15 protein-coding genes and 1 tRNA gene are annotated in these 23454 nt (G+C 41.8%); 4 read left to right on the plus strand and 12 right to left on the minus strand.

Translation table 11 applies throughout. The features are described from left to right. Window positions 1–2: 2 nt before the first annotated feature. Genes CLV48_RS07005 through CLV48_RS07025 form a run of 5 tightly spaced genes read right to left on the minus strand, consistent with a single transcriptional unit; the run spans window position 3 to window position 6930 of the window. Entirely contained in the window at window positions 3–629 is a 627-nt protein-coding gene (locus CLV48_RS07005; RefSeq protein WP_106566577.1) for a c-type cytochrome, read from the minus strand. Between the two features lie 13 nt (window positions 630–642). Then, the gene (locus CLV48_RS07010) at window positions 643–1173 is read right to left on the minus strand and encodes a DUF3341 domain-containing protein (RefSeq protein ID WP_106566578.1); all 531 of its coding nucleotides are present in this window, start codon (window positions 1171–1173) and stop codon (window positions 643–645) included. A gap of 4 nt (window positions 1174–1177) precedes the next feature. After that, entirely contained in the window at window positions 1178–2542 is a 1365-nt protein-coding gene (nrfD, locus tag CLV48_RS07015; RefSeq protein WP_106566579.1) for an NrfD/PsrC family molybdoenzyme membrane anchor subunit, read from the minus strand. A gap of 18 nt (window positions 2543–2560) precedes the next feature. Continuing rightward, window positions 2561–5635: a TAT-variant-translocated molybdopterin oxidoreductase gene (locus CLV48_RS07020; RefSeq protein WP_106566580.1), complete on the minus strand. Its 3075-nt coding sequence runs from the start codon at window positions 5633–5635 to the stop codon at window positions 2561–2563. 38 nt (window positions 5636–5673) lie between these two features. Beyond that, on the minus strand, window positions 5674–6930 hold the full coding sequence (locus CLV48_RS07025) for a c-type cytochrome (protein ID WP_106566581.1): 1257 nt from the start codon (window positions 6928–6930) through the stop codon (window positions 5674–5676). Window positions 6931–7484: 554 nt separating this feature from the next. Between CLV48_RS07025 and CLV48_RS07030 the strand changes: the two genes are divergently transcribed. From CLV48_RS07030 to CLV48_RS07040, 3 genes are all read left to right on the plus strand, one after another. Next, window positions 7485–7558: transfer RNA gene (locus tag CLV48_RS07030), tRNA-Cys, on the plus strand. Window positions 7559–7727: 169 nt separating this feature from the next. Then, the gene (locus tag CLV48_RS07035; RefSeq protein WP_106566582.1) at window positions 7728–8201 is read left to right on the plus strand and encodes a (2Fe-2S)-binding protein; all 474 of its coding nucleotides are present in this window, start codon (window positions 7728–7730) and stop codon (window positions 8199–8201) included. Between the two features lie 3 nt (window positions 8202–8204). Further along, on the plus strand, window positions 8205–10427 hold the full coding sequence (locus CLV48_RS07040) for a xanthine dehydrogenase family protein molybdopterin-binding subunit (RefSeq protein WP_106566583.1): 2223 nt from the start codon (window positions 8205–8207) through the stop codon (window positions 10425–10427). Between the two features lie 127 nt (window positions 10428–10554). Here the strand turns inward: CLV48_RS07040 and rpsA are convergent, their stop codons facing one another. The 5 genes from rpsA to CLV48_RS07065 all read right to left on the minus strand — a co-directional run bounded on the left by rpsA (window position 10555) and on the right by CLV48_RS07065 (window position 21514). Beyond that, window positions 10555–12327 (minus strand): 30S ribosomal protein S1, encoded by a 1773-nt coding sequence (gene rpsA / locus CLV48_RS07045; protein WP_106566584.1) that lies wholly within the window; start codon window positions 12325–12327, stop codon window positions 10555–10557. Between the two features lie 219 nt (window positions 12328–12546). Further along, a complete protein-coding gene (locus CLV48_RS07055) occupies window positions 12547–15651 on the minus strand; it encodes an efflux RND transporter permease subunit (RefSeq protein WP_106566586.1) in 3105 nt (1034 codons plus the stop codon). A 719-nt stretch (window positions 15652–16370) separates the two neighbouring features. Further along, on the minus strand, window positions 16371–16670 hold the full coding sequence (locus CLV48_RS20645; RefSeq protein WP_211299914.1) for a GIY-YIG nuclease family protein: 300 nt from the start codon (window positions 16668–16670) through the stop codon (window positions 16371–16373). Between the two features lie 712 nt (window positions 16671–17382). Next, window positions 17383–20436: an efflux RND transporter permease subunit gene (locus tag CLV48_RS07060; protein WP_106566587.1), complete on the minus strand. Its 3054-nt coding sequence runs from the start codon at window positions 20434–20436 to the stop codon at window positions 17383–17385. 4 nt (window positions 20437–20440) lie between these two features. Then, window positions 20441–21514: an efflux RND transporter periplasmic adaptor subunit gene (locus tag CLV48_RS07065; RefSeq protein WP_106566588.1), complete on the minus strand. Its 1074-nt coding sequence runs from the start codon at window positions 21512–21514 to the stop codon at window positions 20441–20443. A gap of 266 nt (window positions 21515–21780) precedes the next feature. Here CLV48_RS07065 and CLV48_RS07070 point away from each other — a divergent pair, with 266 nt between their 5' ends. Continuing rightward, window positions 21781–22227: an outer membrane insertion C- signal gene (locus tag CLV48_RS07070; RefSeq protein WP_106566589.1), complete on the plus strand. Its 447-nt coding sequence runs from the start codon at window positions 21781–21783 to the stop codon at window positions 22225–22227. 95 nt (window positions 22228–22322) lie between these two features. Here the strand turns inward: CLV48_RS07070 and CLV48_RS07075 are convergent, their stop codons facing one another. Beyond that, window positions 22323–22862, minus strand: a complete 540-nt coding sequence (locus CLV48_RS07075) for a septal ring lytic transglycosylase RlpA family protein (protein ID WP_106566590.1) — start codon at window positions 22860–22862, stop codon at window positions 22323–22325. 318 nt (window positions 22863–23180) lie between these two features. After that, window positions 23181–23399, minus strand: coding sequence for a hypothetical protein (locus tag CLV48_RS20380; RefSeq protein WP_146140075.1), 219 nt, complete (start codon window positions 23397–23399; stop codon window positions 23181–23183). Window positions 23400–23454 lie beyond the last annotated feature (55 nt).

Raw genomic sequence — 23454 nt, forward strand, 5'->3', positions numbered from 1 at the left:
GATTATTGTTTCTGAATTTCTTGTTTGACATAGTGGACAATTTTCCATATCCTCTCTTGGGAAATCTGTGATCCATGAGCTCCCATCCTACCTTTACCTTTCATGATGACATGAAAGATATGGCCTTCAGGAAGATCGATGTAGGCACCGCCTTTAAGATTGGCAACACCACCTACAATTTCACCAGCTTTGCCGTCACCTTCACCATTGGCGCCATGACAGGCAGAGCAATACTGATAATAAAGAACTTTTCCTTCTGCAAGTACCTGATCAGTAAGTTCAATTGGATTTTGGATTTTAGCAGCTTCCTCCAATTCAAATGCCTTGAGTCTATAAGGAAGTGAACCATCTTTTGTCCTTGGAACTGTACCTTCCACAGGCTCCCTCATATTCATACCATGAGGATTATTGATATTGCTGTTAAAGAATTCACCTTTTCCGTCCTCTCTGTTGGAAAGCCAAGAACCTTCCTGTTCGTTTTGGATCTGAGTCAGAGGTTCGTAAGCAACAGAATTATACATCTGAGGAGCATATTCATAACCAGGATGATCTCCGGAAGCACCACAGGAAGCGAGTCCAATCGAGAATCCTGCAATTGCGATTACGTATATAGAATGAGTTATTTTCATGACTTCTATTTACCTATTCAAAACTTTTTTTATTGACTTCTGTAGCACCTGAACTTTTCAGTACCTCAGCAATTTTTCCTTCTCCCAAAGAAGCATTAGTAGCTAAGTCTATGGCCATCACATGCTTATCATCAGTAATCCTCAAATCGAAGATTCTGGGTTGACCCCAAGGCTTAAGGTTGCTGGAAATCATAAATACTCCCACCATTCCAAATGCTGCCAGTAAAACTGTCAATTCAAAGGTAACAGGAATGAAATCCGGAAAAGCAGCATGATCCTTACCTCCAATAATCATTGGCCAGTCAAATTTCATCATATAGAACTGCATGGTCAATGCCAGTATGGTACCTAAAAGCCCAAAAAGGAATGCTGCAATAGGCAATTTGCTTCTTTTATAACCCAAAGCTTCATCAAGACCATGGACCGGAAAAGGTGAGTAAACTTCATGGATTTTAACTCCACTTTCCCTCACTTTGGAAACCGCTTCTAACAATACATCCTCATCTTCATATACACCGAGGACAAAGTTTTTATCTCTTTCCATGTTCTTATTTATTTACTTTTTCAGATGAAGATTTAACAATGGATTTTACTTCTGCCATGTTGATTACAGGGAAAAACTTAGCAAACAACAAAAACAAAGTAAAGAATAAACCGAAGGTAAACAGGTAAACCCCAATATCAGACCAAGTTGGGGAGAACATTGCCCAAGAAGATGGCAAGAAGTCCCTGTGCAATGAGGTTACAATGATCACAAAACGCTCAAACCACATACCTATATTCACTACAATAGACAAAATGAAAGTAGCCACAATAGAGGTTCTGATTTTCTTGATCCAAAATAATTGTGGAGAAATCACATTGCAGGTCATCATTGACCAATACGCCCACCAATAAGGTCCAAAAGCCCTATTGACAAAAGCATACTGCTCTGCAGCCACACCTGAATACCATGCTATAAAGAATTCTGTAATGTAGGCGATACCCACAATTGAACCGGTAATGATGATTACGATATTCATCAATTCAATATGTACAATTGTAATGTAATCTTCCAACTTAAATACTTTCCTGGTAATGATCATCAAAGTCAATACCATAGCAAAACCGGAGAAAATCGCACCGGCCACAAAGTATGGAGGGAAGATTGTTGTGTGCCAACCTGGAATTACAGAGGTAGCAAAGTCAAAGGATACGATAGTATGTACAGAAAGTACAAGAGGCGTAGCCAAACCTGCAAGGATAAGTGCTACTGATTCATATCTGCTCCAAGTTTTTGCAGCCCCATCCCAACCAAATGCTAATGCACCGTAGATGGCCTTTCTAATTCCTGTAGCCCTGTCTCTGATAGTTGCAAAATCTGGAATCAAACCAATATACCAGAAAACTAAGGATACAGAGAAATAAGTTGAGATCGCAAATACGTCCCACAAAAGTGGTGAGTTAAAGTTAACCCACAATGAACCAAAGGTATTTGGCAAAGGAAGTGCCCAATAAGCACCCAACCAAGGACGGCCCATGTGAATAATTGGGAACATAGCAGCACAAATTACAGCGAAAATGGTCATCGCCTCAGCAGCTCTGTTAATAGCCATTCTCCATTTCTGTCTGAACAATAAAAGTACTGCGGAAATCAAAGTACCGGCGTGACCAATACCGACCCACCATACGAAGTTGGTGATATCCCATGCCCAACCGATAGTCTTATTGAGCCCCCACATTCCGATACCTTCCCAAAGAGTGGCCACCAAGGCAAGCCCTCCCAAGACAAGTACGCCCACTGAGACCAAAAGAGCAAGGAGCCAAGCCATACTTGGCTTGCCCTCCACTTGTCTAGAGATATCATGGGTAACATCTTTTAAGGTTTTTCCGCCTGTAATAAGCGGCTCGCGTACGGATGAAGTAACCTGCATATCTTATTATATTAATTTTTACGCTTCTGATTTATCCTTATTTCTGATTTTGGTGAAATACCATACGTTTGGACTAACGTTGATTTCTTCCAACACGTGGTAGGCTCTTTCTTCATTCACTTCTTTCACAGCAGAAATAGTGTCTTCCTGAATTTTAAGCATCTGAGTGATCTTGCTATTTGGATCATTCATATCACCGAATACAATCGCATCGGTAGGACAAGCTGTAGCACATGCAGTGTTGATGTCTCCATCCTGTACTTTTCTACCTTCTTTTTTAGCAGTCAATTTACCGGACTGAATTCTCTGAACACACATTGAGCATTTTTCGATAACACCTCTTGCTCTAACAGTAACATCAGGATTCAGTACCATTTTACCCAAATCATCGTTCTGGGCTACGTTCACTGCCGCGAAATCTTTATTATCATGGTATTTGAACCAGTTGAACCTTCTGACTTTATATGGACAGTTGTTGGCACAATACCTTGTACCTATACATCTGTTGTAAGTCATTTGGTTAAGACCCTCGGAAGAGTGGGTAGTAGCAGCCACTGGACATACAGTCTCACAAGGAGCGTTGTTACAATGCTGGCACATCATCGGTTGGAATGTAACTTCAGGATTGTCTGCTGCCTGTTCCAATTCTTTATTGGAACTGGCTCCTTCAGGAGAGGAATAATACCTATCAATCCTGATCCAGGCCATTTCTCTCCTATTGAGAACTTCCTGCTTACCTACTACAGATACGTTATTCTCAACCTGACAAGCAACAGTACATGCGCCACAGCCGATACAAGAGTTCATATCAATAGCAAGGCCCCAGTGATGTTGACTGTACTGATGGCCCTTCCAAAGAGAAATTTTGGATGGTTTTACGAATTCACCTTCCTTATAAATCTGAGGTTTATATCTACCGGCACTTGCATCTTGCTTGTAATCAGCCAGGGTAGCTTCCTGAATGACAAACTCCCTGCCCATATAGGTATGGTGAGTTTGAGTCTGTGCAATTTTATAAGTGTCCGTAAGTAGCTCAACACTCACTCCCTCAGTAACATCAAAATTCACAAAACCTTTTGAACTATCTAACAGATCGTAAGCATTTACACCAAGACCATTAGCAACTCTTCCAGCTTTACTTCTACCATAACCTAAAGCCAAACCTACTGTACCTTGGGCTTGACCAGGCTGTACCAATACTGGAACAATCAAAGACTTATCACCAACAGTAATTTTTGCCTTTCTGGTTGCACCTTCAACCATTTTTAGACCATGTTCATTAGCCCATTTTTGAGATACGGTAAGGTAATTATCCCAAGTGGCTTTGGAAATTGGGTCAGACATTTCCTGCAACCAAGGGTTGTTGGAATGAGAACCATTACCTATACCAACTTTTGTATATACTGCCAGTTCAACACCGGCATTATCTGCTTTGTAGGATTTAGCAACAGCTGAAGCTGCAACAGCCACATCTGCATTTCCGCTGATTGCGGAAGATGTCGAAGGGGTGGAATATACACCATTAAACAAAGACCTATCCCAGAACTCTTGAAAATTAGAAATCTCAGATTGAGTACCCATTAAGCTAGATCTCCAGTTTTCTTGCAAGTAATCATAGTAGTTAGTACTGATTCCTGCCCAAACCAAGAAGGATTCTTGCGCTTGTCTAGTATTGAAAAGTGGTGAAATAGTGGGCTGAGATAAACTGTATTCCCCTTTTCTTGGATTAAAGTCATTCCAGGATTCTAAGTAATGATGATCTGGAGCGACGTATTGAACCAAAGAGGCTGTTTCATCCATTGTACCATTGGTAGCAATTGAAACTTTTGCCTTAGAGATAGATTCTGCGATTTCAGCTCCCTTAACATAGTCGTAAACAGGATTACAGTTAAAGAAAACTACTGCTCCCACACGGCCACCTTTAAGGTCAGTCACAAACTGGTTCATTTTCGCATCATCACCTTTCCTGAAGTGAGATGGTCTGGAAAAATCAACAGTTACACCATTGTTTTCCAACAAATCATTAATGGCATTGATTACCACCTGAACATTTGGATCATTGGATCCAGATACTACTATTGATTTACCTCTATTTGCCCAAAGTTCTTTTGCAGCTTTTTCTAAATATTCAACTTCTACAGCTGGAGCTGAAACAGTAGTTGCTCCTGCTTGTTTGGCAACGGCATTGTACAAAGCCAATATCGCCAAACCGCTTTGGGAAGGCTTGATAGGAGTCCTGTAGTCAGCATTGGCGCCAGTTAGGGACAAATTGGACTCAAACTGGAAGTGACGGGACATTACTGGCTTCTCTTTGGTAATCTTCCTGCCTTGTACATATTGTTTGGCAAATTCGATTGGAGAAATCCAGGTTCCCAAGAAATCAGCTCCAAAACTTACTATTACAGTCGCTTTGGAGAAATCGTAAGTTGGCAATATGGCAGAACCGTATGTCATTTCAGCAGCTTTGGTAATACCATAACTGGAAACCGGGTCATAAGTAATTACCTCTGCTCCACCAAATGCAGCAGAAAATTCCGCTAATGCCTTTTCTGTAGAAGGAGAGATTATTGTATTAGTAATGACTTTAACAGATCCTGCAGAAGCTAATTTAGATTTAACTTCTGCATCTAGGGCTGCCCATTCGGACTTTTCGCCGTTGATGTATGGATCACTAAGTCTTTGCTTGTCATATAAGGAAAGTACGGAAGCCTCTACAATGGCGTTAGTTCCCCCTTTTGTAATTGGAGAAAGCTCATTTCCATCGATTTTTATTGGTCTTCCTTCTCTGGTTTTTACAACTATTGATGCATAATCACCGCCTGAAGCGAAAGTGGAAGCATAGTAGTTGGGGATAGATGGATTAATATCCACCGGCTTATTTACATAAGGTATGGCCTTTCTAACTGGAGCCTCACAAGCGGCCAATGAAGCCGCTGCCAAACTGAAACCCATCACTTTCAGAAAGTCTCTTCTTGAGGAACCATCCAAATTAGATGGACCCTCAGGAAATTCTCTTTCAGCATTTCTAACAAACGACTCATCGTTTGTCAATTCTTCTAACCCTTTCCAGTAGGTCTTTTTATTTTCTTTCATTGTATATTCAAGAAAAGTAAGTTCTGAATTGATTTAAATTAATAGTGACACTTGGCACACTCCAAACCCCCAATATCCTTCACTTTCAAAGCATTCTTGGAGCCGCTGTGCAATTGTACAAGCTTGTCATAGTACTCGTTGCCTTCTGTACGAATGCTTGTCTGTCTATGACAGTCTATACACCATCCCATAGTAAGTGTACTGTGCTGATAAACTACTTCCATCTCCTCAATAGGACCATGACAGGTCTGACATTCAACACCACCTACAGCTACGTGCTGTGCATGGTTGAAATAAGAAAGATCAGGAAGGTTGTGTACCCTAACCCATTCAATAGGTTTGTTTTCATCTACAGCTGCGTAGATTTTAGCGATTTCAGGAGAAATACCATCCTTACCACCTACATTTTGAATATGCATATGACAGTTCATACAGATGTTGGCAGAAGGAATATTTGCGGATTTACCGATTTCCACTCCAGTATGACAATACTGGCAAGGTATTTCATATTGTCCGGCATGCAATTGATGTGAGAACGCAATAGGCTGCTTAGGAGCATAGCCTTGTTGCACACCAATAGTATAAAGCTCGTCAAGTGCCGTTTTTACTACCAATGCCACAACCAATGCAGTTATTATAATAACAAATGCATCAGATCGGAAGACTTTCTTGAAATCCGATTTTTGGTTGATGAATTCCTGATCAGCTTCATCAAGTGGCTGGGTCTTTAGGTATTTGGTTAGAATTGAAATGATCAATCCCAACACTATAAGGATCAACAACAAAACAATCACGAGGACCGCCAAGATTATCGTAAGATATTCGCTTGGAATACCTGCTCCTCCTGCGGCAACAGACCCTTCACCCCCGGCAGAAGCCACAGCAGCATCCGCCTTGTCACCATATTCTACGTAAGCCAGCAAGTTCATCAAATCATCATCTGATAGGAACTCATGGTTTGGCATAACCAACTGGTTGAATTCGTTGTAAATGGCCACAGCCTGTGCATCACCAGATGCAATCAAAGCTTGCGAATTACGGATGAATTTTTTTGTCCAGTCAATGGATCTCCGGTCAGTCACACCTCTTAGGGCTGGACCTACACTTTTTTGGTCTAGTTTGTGACAGGTTTTACAATTGGCATTGAAAATTGATTTTCCGGCCGCAATTGCTTCTTCGCTATCTGACACTTCGGGATTAGCCGCAAAGACCTGTGTCCCTAGCATGAGGAAGAATAGCATCAGAAGGGTGCTAAGCTTCAACGGAACACTTGTTAATGAGCGCTTGATCGACATATTTATTACTTATTAAACAGTTTGGTGCACGTTTTTTGATAAACACTGCAAATGTACTACCCCAATTCAATTTTTCAAACTTGAACGGAGTAGCTCCAAAAAAAGTTTGCAATAAGGTTTCAATTATATAATCAACTGCTTTTCAGCTTTTTACAACTCATTTCTTGAGCCTAATAGCAATTTAGAATCGTTATAAATAAAATATTATTTGGTGTTTTCTACCAACGGACAGCTACCTACATAAACGGGGCAACATTTTGCATAAAAATTGTTGATAGAAGGAATAAGGAAGGCTTATCAATAACGGATGATTTTGAACTACCTTCCTGAAAACTAAAAGTAGAAAATCACTTTTAATTCCAAATTAATAAACAGACGGGTAGCTGAGGATTAGCAACAAGCCAACGAGGCTTGTCCAGGTGGTTCAACGCCATCTTTGGTCTTGATTTATATCCCAATTTTTTTTGCATTAATTATTTAATTTAAATTAAAATCTACATTTGGGATTTGCTTTGGTTTTTAATATGTCTACATTTGCATTCCGATTACAAAATGGTCGCGTGGCCGAGTGGCTAGGCAGAGGTCTGCAAAACCTTGTACAGCGGTTCGAATCCGCTCGCGACCTCCACAAAAGCATCTCAAAAATGAGATGCTTTTTTATTTTTTTATCCTCCATTCTGCTTTCTAAATTGCCCAAAATCCCTCCACTTGTCATCTGTTCATATCCGCTTTTGGTATATTTTATTGTCATTTTCGCAATATTTGATTAGCTTAAGTTTTCATCAAAAGGGTGGAAAATGACTAAATCAATTGTTTTAGCTGTAAATGGAACAAAAAAAACCATCAATGTAGATCCCGAAGAACCTCTTCTTTATGTACTCAGAGAGGAATTTGGTCTAAATGGCCCCAAATTCGGCTGCGGTCTTCACCAATGCGGTTCTTGCCTGGTACTTGCTAATGGACAAAGCAGTTATACCTGTCGTATACCCTGTTCGGACTTTGAAGGGAAAAAAATCGAAACTATTGAGGGGCTCTCCAAAAAAGGAAAATTGCATTCTTTACAACAATCATTTTTTGAGGTTCAGGCAGCCCAATGCGGCTATTGTGTAAATGGAATGTTGATCAGCGCCTTAGAATTACTCAGAAAAAATCCCAATCCAAATAACCATGAAATAAGAGAGGCTTTGAATAAAGTGATTTGCCGATGTGGTACCCACAGCCGATTTATTAAAGCAGTCAAAAAAGCTGCTGACTCCCAATCAAAATTTTAGGCTATGAAAATTTCAAAAGTTGATAGAAGGGCATTTTTGAAAACCACAGGACATTTACTGATCGGTTTCAATCTCTTCCCATTGGTCAACTGTAGTCCCTACGAAGAAGATTCCAATTTAACAAAGCCTTACAATGGAATCCCTGTTCGGCCTCATGCAGGAAAAGACCTTATAGACTCCTGGATTAGACTGGATGCAGAAGGGCATGTTACGGTCTTAACAGGGAAGAAAGAGTTGGGACAGGGAATCAGAACTGCTTTGATCCAAATTGCTGCAGATGAATTGGAAGTGGATATAAAAAGGTGTCATATTATCAATGGAGATACTGGACAAACTGCCAACGAGGGCTACACTTCAGGAAGCAACTCCATTGAAGGGAGTGGCATTGCTATCAGGCAGGCTGCTGCGGAAGTAAAATTCTTTCTTTTGCAATTGGCTTCAGAAAAACTGCAGGCACCATATGAAAACTTAATGGTGAAGGATGGCTGGATTACCTCACCTGATAAGAAAAAAACCAGCTATTGGGATTTGGTTAATGGAGCCTATTATGAAAAATCCATTACCGGAAAAGCACAGATACTGGATATCAATAAACACAAATATGTAGGAAAACCAATTCCAAGGGAAGATATTCTCCATTTGGTCAAAGGAGATGCACATTTCGTGCATGACCTGAGACTACCAGGAATGGTCCATGCAAGGGTATTGCACCCGCCAAGCTATGGTGCCAAACTTATTTCCATAGATTCAACAGCCGTAAGAGCTCTAACAGGAGTACTCAAGCTCCTGATAGATGGAAGTTTTATAGCAGTAATTGCAGAAAGGGAATATCAAGCTTTAAAGGCTTGGGAAAAACTCAAAGAGGTAACAGTCTGGGAAAAACCAACTATAAACCCCGTTCCTGACCGATTGTTTGCCGATATGCGCAGCAAGACCCAAAAACCGGAAATCATTCAGGAAACCCCAAATATTTCTAAGCAGCTGACCATCTCCCCTATCCGGCTTAAATCCGTCTATCAGCGTCCTTACCAAATGCATGGTTCTGCAGGTCCTTCCTGCGCCTTGGCAAAATGGGAAAATGACCAACTCACCGTCTGGTCACCTACCCAAGGTGTCTATCCATTACAGGCTACATTAGCAGATCTTTTTCAAATGGATAGCGAAAAAATCAGATGTATAGGAATACCAGGATCGGGTTGTTATGGTCATAATGGCGCAGATGATGTCTCTGCTGAAGCTGCCTTGATTGCAAAACACCTGCCGGGGAAACATGTACGTCTGCAGTGGATGCGGGAAGATGAGCACCAATGGGAACCTTATGGTTCAGCGATGATCATGGAACTGGAAGCTGGGGTCTCGAAGGAAGGGTTGATTCAGGTATGGGACAGCAAGATTTGGTCTGATTCACATAGCACGCGACCTCGGGGAGAAGCAGGACATTTTGTTTCAGCCCGGCATTTAGGAAACCCTTTCCCATTTAGAAAAGGTGGATTTTCTGGAGGAGCTTACAGGAATGCTACACCTTTATATGATATACCGGATGTTAGGCTTCAGCTTTTTAATTATGATGGACCTTTGAGGTCCTCTGCCCTCAGGGGTCTTGGAGCATATGCCAATATATTTGCATTGGAATCTTTTATTGATGAACTCGCTAAGGCTTCTGGCGTTGACCCATTTACATTCAGGATCCATAACCTAAAGGATGAAAGGGCTATTGCTGTTTTGGAAAAATTGAAAGAAAAAACCAAATGGAATGCATTGGAGCGATCAAAAAACAAAGGGTATGGAATTGCATTTGCCAAATATAAAAATTCCGCTGCCTATTTTGCGGTGATGGTCGAGGTGGAAAAAATCACTGAAAAAGAGGCTTTCAAATTGAAGAGAATGATCGGTGTGATTGAAGCCGGACAGTGCATCAATCCTGATGGTCTCATCAATCAGACCGAGGGGGGTATGATACAATCTGCCAGTTGGACCTTAATGGAATCAATCAAGTATGATGAAAAAGGAATATTAAGTAAAGATTGGAACAGTTATCCAATCCTGCGGGCCAATGATATACCAGGGGTCGAAGTACATGTCATCAACCGGCCAGAACTCCCTCCTTTGGGTGCTGGGGAAGCGGCCCAAGGGCCAGTGGCGGCAGCCATTGCCAATGCTGTATTTGATTGTACTGGAACAAGGGTTAGGGAATTGCCCATTACAGCAGAAAAGGTAGAAAGGTAGAAAGAGGTTTCAAAAACCTCAAAGGTTAAAAAAAAGTGGCTGCCTTACGACAGCCACTCATTGTATTACTCACAAGATACTCGTCTTGCTTCTTGAGTCTTGAGTCTCGCTTCTCGCTTCTAGTCCCTTACTTTTTCCCGCCTTCCATCTTCTCTTTCAACTCCGCCAAAGCATCAATATCACCGAAGGTGGATTTCTCTGCAGCAGCAGGAGCATCAGCAGGAGCAGCAGCTTGCTTTTTCCCTTTTTTGGGAGCAGCCGCAGCCTTTGCTTCTTCCTTGAAAGTAGCAGTATGGGAAAGAACAATTCTCTTATCGTCCTTGGAGAATTCGGTCACTTTGAAGTCCAAAGATTCACCTACCTCTACCTGAGAACCATCTTCTTTTTCCAAGTTTTTGGAGGTAGCAAAGCCTTCCAATCCGTAAGGAAGTTCAAGCACAGCACCTTTATCATTCTTGGAGTTTACAGTACACTTGTGAACTGAACCTACTGGGAAAACAGTCTCGAAAGTATCCCATGGGTTTTCTTCCAACTGCTTATGACCTAGAGCAAGTCTTCTGTTTTCTACATCAAGTTCCAAAACAATCACATCCAACTCATCTCCTACTTTCACAAACTCAGATGGATGCTTGATTTTCTTGGTCCAAGATAGGTCAGAAACGTGTACCAATCCATCAATACCTTCTTCAAGTTCAAGGAACAAGCCAAAGTTGGTCAGGTTTCTTACCACACCTTTATGCTTGGTACCTACGGCATATTTGGTCACCATGTCACCCTTAGTCCAAGGATCTTCTGTCAATTGTTTAATACCCAATGACATTTTTCTTTCGTCCTTGTCCAAAGTCAATACTACCGCTTCGATTTCATCACCTACTTTTACGAAGTCAGCTGGATTTCTCAAGTGCTGAGACCAGCTCATTTCAGAAACGTGGATCAAACCTTCAACTCCAGGAGCCAATTCCAAGAATGCTCCGTAGTCAGCTACGTTAACGATTTTGCCTTTAACTCTTGAACCTACTTCCAATTCTGCAGAAAGTGCATCCCATGGATGAGCAGTCAGCTGCTTCATACCCAAGGAAATTCTCTTCTTGTCATCATCAAAGTCAAGTACTACCACCTGAACTTTGTCATCCAAGCTTAATACTTCCTCTGGATGGTTGATTCTGCCCCAAGAGATATCAGTAATGTGCAATAGACCATCTACACCACCCAAGTCGATGAACACACCGAAATTGGTCATGTTTTTGATCACGCCTTCCAATACTTGACCTTTCTCAAGGTTGTTCAGGATCTCAGCTTTTTGCTTCTCAAGATCCTTCTCGATCAAGACTTTGTGAGAAACTACTACGTTATCGTTAGTGTGGTTGATTTTAACCACTTTTACTTCCATTTTCTTACCTACATAGACATCAAAATCTCTGATAGGCTTCACGTCAATCTGAGAACCTGGCAAGAAAGCTTCCACACCGTAGATGTCTACAATAAGACCACCTTTGGTTCTTCTTTTTACCAGACCTTCAATTACGCTATCATTAGCCAGGGCGTCTTCGATATCACTCCATGCACGTACCATTCTGGCTTTCTTTCTGGAAAGCACCAACTGGCCCAAAGCATTTTCCTGCTCTTCGATGAACACATCTACTTCATCTCCGATTTTAAGGTCAGGAAGATCACGGAATTCTGAGGCAGGAACTAATCCATCAGACTTGAAACCGATGTTAATGATAATATCTTTATCATTGATTCCTACAACAGTACCTTTGATCACTTCTTTCTCAGTGATTTCATTCAAGGTTCCTGCATAAAGAGCCTCCATTTCAGCTCTCTTGTCCTTGGAATAACCTTCACCAAATCCTCTGGTGTCGAAATCGTCCCAGTTAAACTCTTTTTGTTTTGACATAATATTGATTAACCCTGATTTTCAACAATCCTAGGGTCATCGGATTGAGGTTTTTTAGTGAATGATAAAGTCTCTGATTTTCAAGCCATGAGACCCCGTTCACCCGAACGGACTGCAAAGGTAAGGAATTTTCAAAAATATCAATAACCCTGCTCTTGAAATTCGCAATTTCGGGAATCGATACAATGGATTGCCATTCCGCTTTTTTCAAATCGATCTTTATGATTCTCCCTTCTTCCACAAAAACACCGGCAAGGCCAAAAACACACCAACCACACTAAAAACCAAGCCACCTATAGTTCCGATAGCCAGGGAAAACCAAAAAATCTCATTTTGCCCTTCCATGATAAAGGGAATCAATCCAAAACAGGTAGAGAGTATTGTCAACATAATTGGCACAGCTTTTCCCGCTACTGCTTTGAGGATGTTCCTGTTGTAAAGCCCTTGCCTTCGGTTATTCAGGTCATTGACTATAAAGATGGCTGCATTCACCGCCAAGCCTCCCAGCATCACAAAAGCAGCATAGCCGCCCTGATCAAAATAGAAATCAAAAAGAGAGAAAATCAAAAAGAGTCCAATAAAGGAGATTGGGATTATCAAAATGATATAAAAAGGCTGTTTGAGGTTTTCAAACAATACCGAGGTAATAAAGAAGATCCCTACAATAAGCACCAGAATGAGACTATATTGTCTTTTCGCCTTCTCCCAATTCCAGGACCAGGTCTGCTTGGAAGCGGAATAACCGATGGGCATGATAGCCTTCATTTCCTCTAAGACCTCATCCAGGTATTCATTGCCGAATTTGGCGGAACCCATGTATTCAAAAGCGACCAAACGGATATATTGCCTGTCCTCCTTGTGAAGGGAATTGGTGGTAGTCTCTTTAGTCAGGGAACCAAAATTACTGATCTTGAATATACGATCTTCACCGGTAATGAGACTATTGGATTCCAGATCATATTTCGAGTATCTGGCTGAAGCTCCTTCCCTCACCACCAAACCGTAATTTTTATCCTCCATGGTCAAAAATACCGATGGACCTGTAGGTTTGGACACATCATTAAGGGCAGCAATAACCTGGTACTGATTCGTCCCTCCAAGTGCCATATTGCCCTGATCCAGACGAAGGACATATTCTTCTGTTTTTTCCTCATTCCAACCAAGACGCTCATTGGTATTTACCTCCTGAATCCTGCGATGTTGTAAAAGTTTCTCGGCCAGGATCTCTGCCTGCCGTTCCAGTTCATCATAATTATAGCCTTTCATAGTAACTCGGAAAGTGGGAATCCCCTCCCCTCCTGCCCCTGTAAAGAAGCCCTGTCCCACCCCATAAATTGTCCACCTAGCGCCAGACCAATCGGTGGACTTGACCGACAACCTTCCTTTCAACTGATAAGGAAGGGCAGATTTTTCGTAGGCCTCCTTAAAGGTGATCACAATCTGGGCATACTGTCCTGACTGCACCCAGGTTACAAATTGATCAATCCCCTCCACCCCTTTCAGATAGCCTTCAAATTCCCGCATGATAAAATCCATCTGATCCAAGGTATTTCCAAAAGGCAAACGTGCCGAGACATACAACCTGGTCTTTTCAGCTTCTCGATAAGACGATTTTTCAAACACCCCCCTTACAAACATCCGCAATGATCCTCCCAAATATTTATCTACATGTGGCCGGATTTCTTCCTGATATAGGGTACTTCCAATGGTCTTATTGTACCATTCCTGCCCCTCCCATTTGTTGGGCAGGAAAAATACCGGAATCCCGAAAAGTAGAATCAAAAGGGCAACAAAAGTCTTTCTATAGTTGGCAACAAATCCAATACCTCTCTGAAAAATACGAAAACCCTTAACCCTCCTCCTCAACTGGGACACATTAAGCACCCTACCTTTTTTAGCTTTCTCTCCAAAGAGCAACTGGTACATGGCCGGGGTAAAAAGCAAGGCTACCAATAAAGATACCGCCAGCATCACGGCCACCACCACAGAAAACTCTGTCAGGTTTTTGCGGTCATCCTCCGGAAGGAAAAACACGATCATCAAAGCCGCAATGGTCGTCAAAGATGCAGCCAATAAGGCAAGAAAAACTTTCCTGTTCTTGTGCTTGTGCAGGTGATCGATCATGATGATGGCATTGTCTACAATCAGACCAAAGGAAATGGTCAATCCAGCCAAAGAGTATAAATGGATATCCACTTGCATCAAATAGAGGATAATCCCTGTAATGCTCAGATTGACCACAATCCCTAAGAAAAGGATACTCAGGTAGCGCAGGTTTCTGTTCATCAAAAAAATAAAAACAATCAGGATAAGAATAGAAAGACCGGACCTTTTATAAATCTTATTGAGTTCCTTCTCGAGAAATTCCGTATCATCATTCTCCAGGCGCACTTCAAAGCCTGCCGGCAGTAGGTCCTTAGCACTCTCTATAGCGGCTTTAATATTTTTAGCTAAAAGAACCTTATTTACCCCATCTCTATTGATGATGGAAAGGGTAACCGAGTTTTTTCCGTTGATGCGGTAATAAGAAGTAGCTTCTGCTTCTTCAAGTGTAAGTTGAGCGATATCTTTCAGGAAAATTTCCTTACCCTCACGCGTAGTGACCAACAGATTTTCCAATTGGCCAAGGCTATTGAGTGACCTGTCCACCTGGATAAATAGTGTTTCCTCTCTGGTATTGATAAGGGCACCTGGATAAGACATGCCAAAGGCTCCCCTGATTGCAGATTCCAAGTCTTGCCTGTTCATCTTGAGCGCCTGCAGTTTTTTGATATCATAGGTCACAAAAAGCTGCAGGTCATTGGCACCGCGGATGGTCACTTCCTCAATTTCCTCAAATCGGTTGAGGGTGGATTTAAGTACATCTTCAGCGATTTTTTTGATCTCAAAAGAAGCAAAAGGCCCATTGACAGAGTAAGTAAGAATGGGGGTTTTTTGGTCACTTCTTCGCTCTTCAGACTGGGTGACCAAGGGATAAGAAACTTTGGAATCCAAAGAAGGATAGACCTGCCGGATTATAGAAGCCACTTCAAATTTCTTGAAGTCCATATCCGTGTTTTTATCAAAACGTAAGGTAATAGAGCCCCTGTCGTAATTGGATACCGACTTTATCTTTTTGAGGTCTGCCAATTGGGAGAGCGCTCCTTCCAAGGGGGAGGTAGCCAGTTTTTCCACCAATTCAGGACTGGATCTAGGTACAGAATAACTCACCGTCAATACCGGTTCACGCTCCCGCGGATTCAGGTCCACGGAAAGCCTGGGCACCAAAGCAAATCCGATGATGCTGAGTACTATGAACGCTATGATAATCCTGAATGGTGACATTTTTTTTTGAGACTGTTAGATGCGAGAAGCGAGAGATAAGAATCAAGAAGCGAGAAGCGAGATCGTGAACTGTTACGTCACCCTGAGCAAAGCGAAGGGTCTCCTCTAGAAAACACGTCACCCTTAGAGTAGCAAAGTGTCTCCCCTTCTGTATCCGTCACTCTGAACAATGTGAAGACTCCCCAAAAGCAAAGGGGATTCTTCACCTCCGCAAGCTGCGGTTCAGAATGACGTAAACAACCGTCACCCTGACGAAGGAAGGGTCTCCTATAAATAGGAGATGCTTCGACTCCGCAAGCTCCGCTGCCATTGACAGATAAGAGTAACCGTCATTCTGAGCGAGGAACGAGTGAAGAATCTCCAATAGTTTAGGAGATTCTTCGACTCCGCAGGCTCCGTCTCAGAATGACGTGGAAAACAAGATGTCATTACCTTTCTGTAAATGCCAAGTTTTAAAATCTCAGAATGACGTAAACACCCGTTACTCTGACGAATGGAAAGCCTGCCCCGATCCTTCCGGGGAGCCTCCCAAAATAGAGGAGATCCTTCACTACGTTACCATTGACAGATTACAGTAACCGTCACCCTGAGAGAAGCGAAGGGTCTCCTATTTATGGGGGATTCTTCACCTCCGCAGGCTCCGGTTCAGGATGACGGATCAAGTGATGTCATTGCCTTTCTGTAAATGCAAGATTTTAAAATCTCAGAATGATATAGCATCACCAATTCATCACTTCTTCTCCAAAGTCCTTCCAACTTGGATTTATTTTATTTATCAAATCAATTTTCTTCTTTCTTGTCCATCCCTTCAATTGTTTTTCTCTTATGATTGCTTCTTCTATTGCATGAAAACCTTCATAATAAATTAGTTTTCTAAGGTTATATTTAGTCACAAATGAATTTCGATTCAAACCATTTAGATGTTCATAAAGACGCCTTTGTAAATCATTAGTTACTCCGATATACAGTGTTGTATGATGAGCATTTGTTAAAATGTAAACAGCACCGCCTTTTTGCATTTATAAGTCTAATTTTCTTTGGTTAAAATCACTACACGTCACTCTGAACAAAGTGAAGAGTCCCCAAAAGCAAAGGGGATTCTTCACCTCCGCAAGCTGCGGTTCAGAATGACGTAACCCATCGTCACCCTGACGAAGGAAGGGTCTCCTATAAATAGGAGATGCTTCGACTCCGCAAGCTCCGCTGCCATTGACAGATAAGAGTAACCGTCATTCTGAGCGAGGAACGAGTGAAGAATCTCCAATAGTTTAGGAGATTCTTCGACTCCGCAGGCTCCGTCTCAGAATGACGTGGAAAACAAGATGTCATTACCTTTCTGTAAATGCCAAATTTTAAAATCTCAGAATGACGTAAACACCCGTCACTCTGACGAATAGAAAGCCTGCCCCGATCCTTTCGGGGAGTCTCCCAAAATAGAGGAGAGCCTTCACCTCCGCAAGCTGCGGTTCAGGATGACGGAAACAGCAGTCAGTCCGAAACCAGAGGAGATTCTTCGCTTCCCGCAATTCTGAGGGACAGGCAGTTCTTCACTCATAATGATTATTTTTCACATAATTAATCACTCAATTTCTTTAACCCCTTCAAGCCTCAATTTTGTAGTTTTCACTTGTCAGGAGTTCTTAGTACTTGGTTCATTGTACTTGGTACTTGGTACAATTATATCTTATCTCTTGTTTCTCTTTTTTCAACTTACTTCTTACTACTTTCTCATTACACCGTCTCGTTTCTCGCTTCTCGTCTCTCGCATCTCCCGACAAACCAATACGCCAATGGCACAAAGTACAATGCCGTGAAGGTACCAATGGTAAGGCCGCCGATGACTGAAAAGACCAATGGCCGCTGCAAATCCGCTCCTAATCCTGAACTGAACACCACAGGCAACAAAGCCAGAATAGTTGTTACAGAAGTCATCAAAATGGGTTTCAACCTGATTTCCCCTGCTTCAAACAAGGCCCTGTCCAAAGCCTCCTTCACAGAGTGCGTCGAGGCATATTTTATTCTTAACCTGTTGATGGTATCTATTTTCAAAATTGCATCATTGACCATGATGCCCAACATCACCACCAGGCCAATGGCCGACATCACATTCAAACTTGTTCCTGTGAGCAAAAGCACCAAAAAGGCTCCTGCTATGCCCAATGGCAAAGTGAAAATAACGATCAATGGCTGTACAAAGCTTTCAAACTGGGCTGAAAGGATAAAATACAGCAACAAAACCGCCACCAATAAAATACCTACAAGCTCACTGATGGTCTCCCGATCCTTAAAATACTGACCAAAGAAAGACACACTCAGGTTCCTGTCAGCTCCCCATCGGAAAATATCAGAATTGTAAAACGTAGGATTATCTGATGTAAGCAGGACAGATTGATAAACTCCCCCCTTGTCTGCAGTGACGAACTTATACTGGTTCTCATATTCAAAGCGGATAAAATTGTGGAGCGCGTATTCTACCCCATCTTTTCCCTTAATGGAATTATTTCTCAAGATGGCCTCAAAATCCCTCTTCTCAGCACTGAGTTTGATGGGGGTGATTTCACCAAATCTTTTGATATCGGTGATGGTGAAAGCACCAAACAACCTCCTGACCTGTTCCAAGAGCTCATTGACCTGAATACCATACAACGCCATTCTGGAAGGATCCAGTCGGAAAACTACAGAAGCCTCCTTTTGCAGGCTAGGTCCACGCTCGAACTCTTGGGAAGGAAATTCAAGCAACCAGGCATCCATCCTGTCTTCCTCCACAGGCCGTTTGGTGGTCAAATCCTTCCATCGCACCTCATAATAAGGCAAATTGGAAGCAAATAACTGATCAAAAGCATTGGGAGCATCTGAAATTTCCACTTGTGCATTGGGATAACTTGATTTGAGGAGGGATTGCAACTTAGCCATCTCCTCAGCTTTGGATGCCTGGGTTTCAAAAAGAAAATACAGGTTTGCCTCTTGCAATGAACTTTCTCCATCAAATAAAATAAACTGCCTTACCCCAATATCTGCCTCAGCCTTTTCATAAGTCCCCTGCATGCTTTCCAATATGACCAGAACCCTGTTTTTATTTTGCTCCACCCCGATAGGTTCATTCCAATCGATCCTCACAACTGCGTCAAATTTCTCTATGGGCGGCAATCCCTGAACCTGCAGCAAATAGGCCAACGACAAGCCTGCAGGAATCAAAAGCAGAAAAAACCCAAAACTAAGACCTCGTTTGGAAAATATCTTTACATACAAGCGCTTATATCCTTTCAGAACCGCTTTGAAAAAACGGCTGTCTTCCTCAGGTAATCCTTCCTGGGATTTCTTGTGGAAGAAAAAATGATACAACATGGGAAGCAGAATAAAAGCCACCAATAAGGACACACTAAGGATGGCCGCCACCGACACCGCCTGATCAAAAAACAAGGCCCCGGAAATTCCACTCAGGAAAACCAATGGTACAAAGACAGCCAAGGTAGTCAATACTGAACTGACCAAGGCGGACATTACCTCATTTACCCCTTCTGCGCAGGCATCAAAAATGGCTAAGCCCTCTTTTCTTTTACGGGTAATGTTGTCCAATACAATGATGGAATTATCAATGAGCATCCCCAAACCCAAGGCCAGCCCGGAAAGGGAAATGACATTGATCGAAAGATCGAATATATAGAAAACCAAGAAACTGATCAGCAGAGAGGAAGGCAGAGAAATCCCAATGATAATGGGTGTTCTGTAATTGCCCATAAAAATGAATAGTACCCCAAAAGCAAAAATCCCCCCAAACAACAAAGAAGTCTGCAGGTTACTGATGCCTGCATTAAGGAGAACCGACTGGTCCTGTGTCAGCGCAAAATCCACCTGCGGATAATCCTCCCGAAAGATGTCTATGGCTTCATATATTTTGGGCAACAATTCATTCATCTTGGCCGCCGCCTGTTTGTGCACGGTTATCACCAAGCCCTCCTCTTCCCCGAATAAATGAAAGCCCATCACTTCATTGACCTCATATTGCACCTTTGCTATTTTGCCCAAATCGACAGTGACTCCTTCGGAAGAAGTCACCGGTAATTTCATGATGTCTGCAGGATTATCCACACGTGTTGCCAAGCGCAGGTAATAGCGGAACTGCCCATCTTCCACAGAAATTCCCGGCAGTTCTTCATTGCCAAATTGGATTGCATTGATCACATTTTCCTCAGACATCCCCAAAGCCCTGAGGGCAGCTTTATCGGGGCTGACTGTGATGATCCGTTCTTTCTTGCCATTGATATCCACCAAGGATACCCCTTCCAATTGCTCCAGTCTTTTTTTGAGCACATTTTCAGTGAGGAGACTGACTTCAGTAAAGTCAAAACCCGCTTTGGGAGTTACCTGAACTCTTACCACCGGAATATCATTGGTATTGACCCGAATGACCTGGGGACGGCTTAGATCGGAAGGCAAACTGTTTGTGAGCCTGTCAATTTTTTCGTTGACCTCTATGTAAGCCAGGTCCATGGGCGTATCATAGTCAAAAACCAGGCGGATGGACCCCACCTCGGCGCCCGCTTTGCTGTCCATATCCTCCAGCCCATTGAGCGTCATCAGGCTTTCCCGGATTGGGGAAAGCACATTTTGCTCTATGGCCTCGGGCGAAGCATTGGGATAGTTGACTTTGATGACGATTTGGGGAACATCAATAGGAGGTAAAAGTGAAATGGGCAAGGTTCGGAAAACAATCACCGAAAAGACCATCAAAGCCAAAAAGGTCATAAAAACAGCAATCGGTCTTGCTAATAAAAATCTTACCATGGCTTTACTCTTTGACGATTTGTACAGGTGCCTGATGGGCCAATTGCAGATTATTCGAAGTGATGACCGTCATGCCTGCCTCTATTCCGGAAAGCACTTCCACTTCCCTGCCATTGTCCTTACCTACCTCCACATAATTCCATTTGGATTCATTGTTTTCAATGGTAAATACCACTGGACGGTTGGAACGATACACGAGGGCTTCTTTGGGGACCACCAGGGAATTGTTCTGTGGGGCACGGATGATGGCCCGGGCATTCATGCCGGGAAGCAGGCCTTTGGCCGCACTGACCAGAATCGAAACCTGAACGAGTCCGTTCTCATCTACCTTGGGATTGATGCTTCTTACGGTCCCGGTCAAATCCGGAAAACTTCCGCCAACAGGATAGATTTCAGCCTTTTGCCCTAAAGAGATCAAATTGATATCTGACTCCAAAACCTTCACTTTTAGCTCCAACTGGCCTGTATTGATGATTTCAAACAATTCATCCCCTGCATTAATCAAAGACCCGGTCCTCACTTTTAAATCAGCAATTCTTCCTGATATGGGCGCCTTGATGGTAGATTTCTCCAAGTCCATTTCGGCTTCTTTAAGATCAAGCTCAGCAGCATATAAGCCACTTTTTACTTTTAGATAATCTTCAATTTCTTTTTTCCTTTTTCCGTCATTTCCCTGAAATACTTCCGAAAAACTGAGGGCTTCAGATTGGTAATTTACCTCTGCACTTTTAAGGGCAATTTTGGCTTTTTCAAATTTAAGCTGACTCTCCCTGAGGTCCAATCGGGCCAAAACTTTTCCTTTTTCTACAAAATCACCCTCCCTTAACTTCGAAAGTTCCAATATTCCAGTGCGCTCGGCATTGATTTTAATTTGCTCCAAGGCTTCCATTTTCCCAGTAGCATTGATAAGATAATCGAAAGATTTTCGCTCTGCTTGGGCCACCCGTACAGGTGTGGCGGATACTTCGGCTCGGAAGGATTCCAAAGGCTGGTCCTGACTTTTACCTTCCTCTTCTTTACAGGAACTTAAAAACAAAGCTGAAATCAATAAAAAAAGCTGAAATCTATGAACTCCCATTTTGCTTATGATTAAGAATCCTTAAATAACTAATTTTTTAACTAAAATTCAAAGTCTAGGCTTTGAAAAATTAAGGATTTTAGAAAAATTATAGCATTGATATTATAAGCTCCATGGAATTGAAAATCTATAATCAAGATTGTCATCTTCCCATATGAATTTTATTTCTTTGAATCAATTGAAAAGAACGGCATGCACTTTGCGCAACCTATTTCAAATAAATCTTTTAATTTTGAACTGACTTTGTAAAACTAAAACTTGAAACTATGAAAAAACTACTTGCATTACCCATTCTCTTTTTGGTCATGATGTCTTTGAACCAGGCAAAGGCACAGGAAGTTGGTTTGAGGTTCGGAGATGTTTTAGGAAACAATGTGGCCATTGATGGTATTTTTGCCTTGGGCAAATACAGCAGGGTACATGCTGATTTGGCCTTTGGCAACAGAGGTGTCGGCATGGAGGCGCTGTGGAACTTTATTTACAGGCCTTTGGGAGCTGAGGCTTTCCACTGGTATGTAGGTGTGGGTCCATCCTTGTTGATCGGAGACCCTTTTATTCTTGGTGTCAGTGGTGAAATTGGTTTAGAATACAAATTCAGAGAAGTGCCTTTGGTACTAGGTCTTGACTGGAGGCCAAGAGTCGACATTGTGGAAGTTACTGATTTTAGGCCAGGTGGATTTGGTTTAAATATCCGCTATGCTTTTGGCAGATAAATCAAAAGGCCTTTAATGCAAAAAAACCTGGTTGTAAAGACAGCCAGGTTTTTCTTTAATTCGCAATTTTCATAAAAAAACTTTGCGATTATTTTTTAATTCATTGCCAGTAGGGTAGGTTCCAAGATGAAATTCGGACTGAGGGAAAAAATACAGGGTCTTTCAAAAGGGATTGGATTTTCGTAAAGTCGAAGTCTAAGGTCTTCCGGTTTTTCGTCCTGAAAATGTTCCAACAAAGAAATGATGGTTTCTTCATCCGGTACCTCAACCCTCACTTTGACGATGCCGTCTCTGACCATATCCAGTTCCTGCGCGGCAGCTTTGGAAAGATCAATAATCCTTTTAGAAGATTGGGGAAGACGGTCATTTACTTTCACCCATACTTCTTTCCCATTTTTAAGGTTGGTCACTTTCAACATGGTCCCAAATGGAAGGTATTTATGCGCGGCAGTCAATTCTTCCATATTGTAAACTTCCCCACTTGCTGTTTTTCTTAAGTGGAACTTACGGGCATAAAAACTTGCTACCCCTTCCTGGATTTTCAAACGCTCTTCAACAGGCGGCAAAGAATCATTACTTCCCGCAAAAGCGGCAAATTGAAGAACAAAAACCAAAATAAGTGCAATTAATTTCATGACCTGCGAAAAAGCAATTCACGTACCAAAAACAATCCGTTAACCGGGATTTAATGAATTTTAACAACCCCTCAAGCTTTTTAGAAGTTTGAAGATAGTGAAAATAAATGGGATATAAAAGCATACATTAAAACCTAAAACACTTCTTTTTCAACTGATTAATCAATTCATTTATTTAAAAATTATTATTTGTTACCTAAAATCCCATCCTAAGAAATAAAGAAATAATTAAAAGATACAAAAACATATTTTCTAAGTTTCTATTTAAAATCGGCAAAAGAAATCTTCGGAATCTAATTTAAGAGATTTGACAAAAATCTATCCTTTTTTATTGATTGCCTTCATCGCATCGGTGTGGATTGCATCCTGCCCTTCATCCAGTACAATGAGTAAGTAACGTAAGTCTCCAAAACACAACCTTGCCTCAGCCATTTTTAGGAAATTACTAGCCACGACCAAATTTGAGCTCCTCGAACTAGATAATCCTAATGTGAAACTCAAAGCACAAATTGTCAAAATTAAACTGATTCTTTTCATAATTTTTTATTTAACTAACTAGAATTCAATTATCAATAATCTTTCTCTAAAATCT

The sequence above is a fragment of the Cecembia rubra genome (assembly GCF_003014575.1).
In the GTDB taxonomy this organism is placed as follows: Bacteria; Bacteroidota; Bacteroidia; order Cytophagales; family Cyclobacteriaceae; genus Cecembia_A; species Cecembia_A rubra.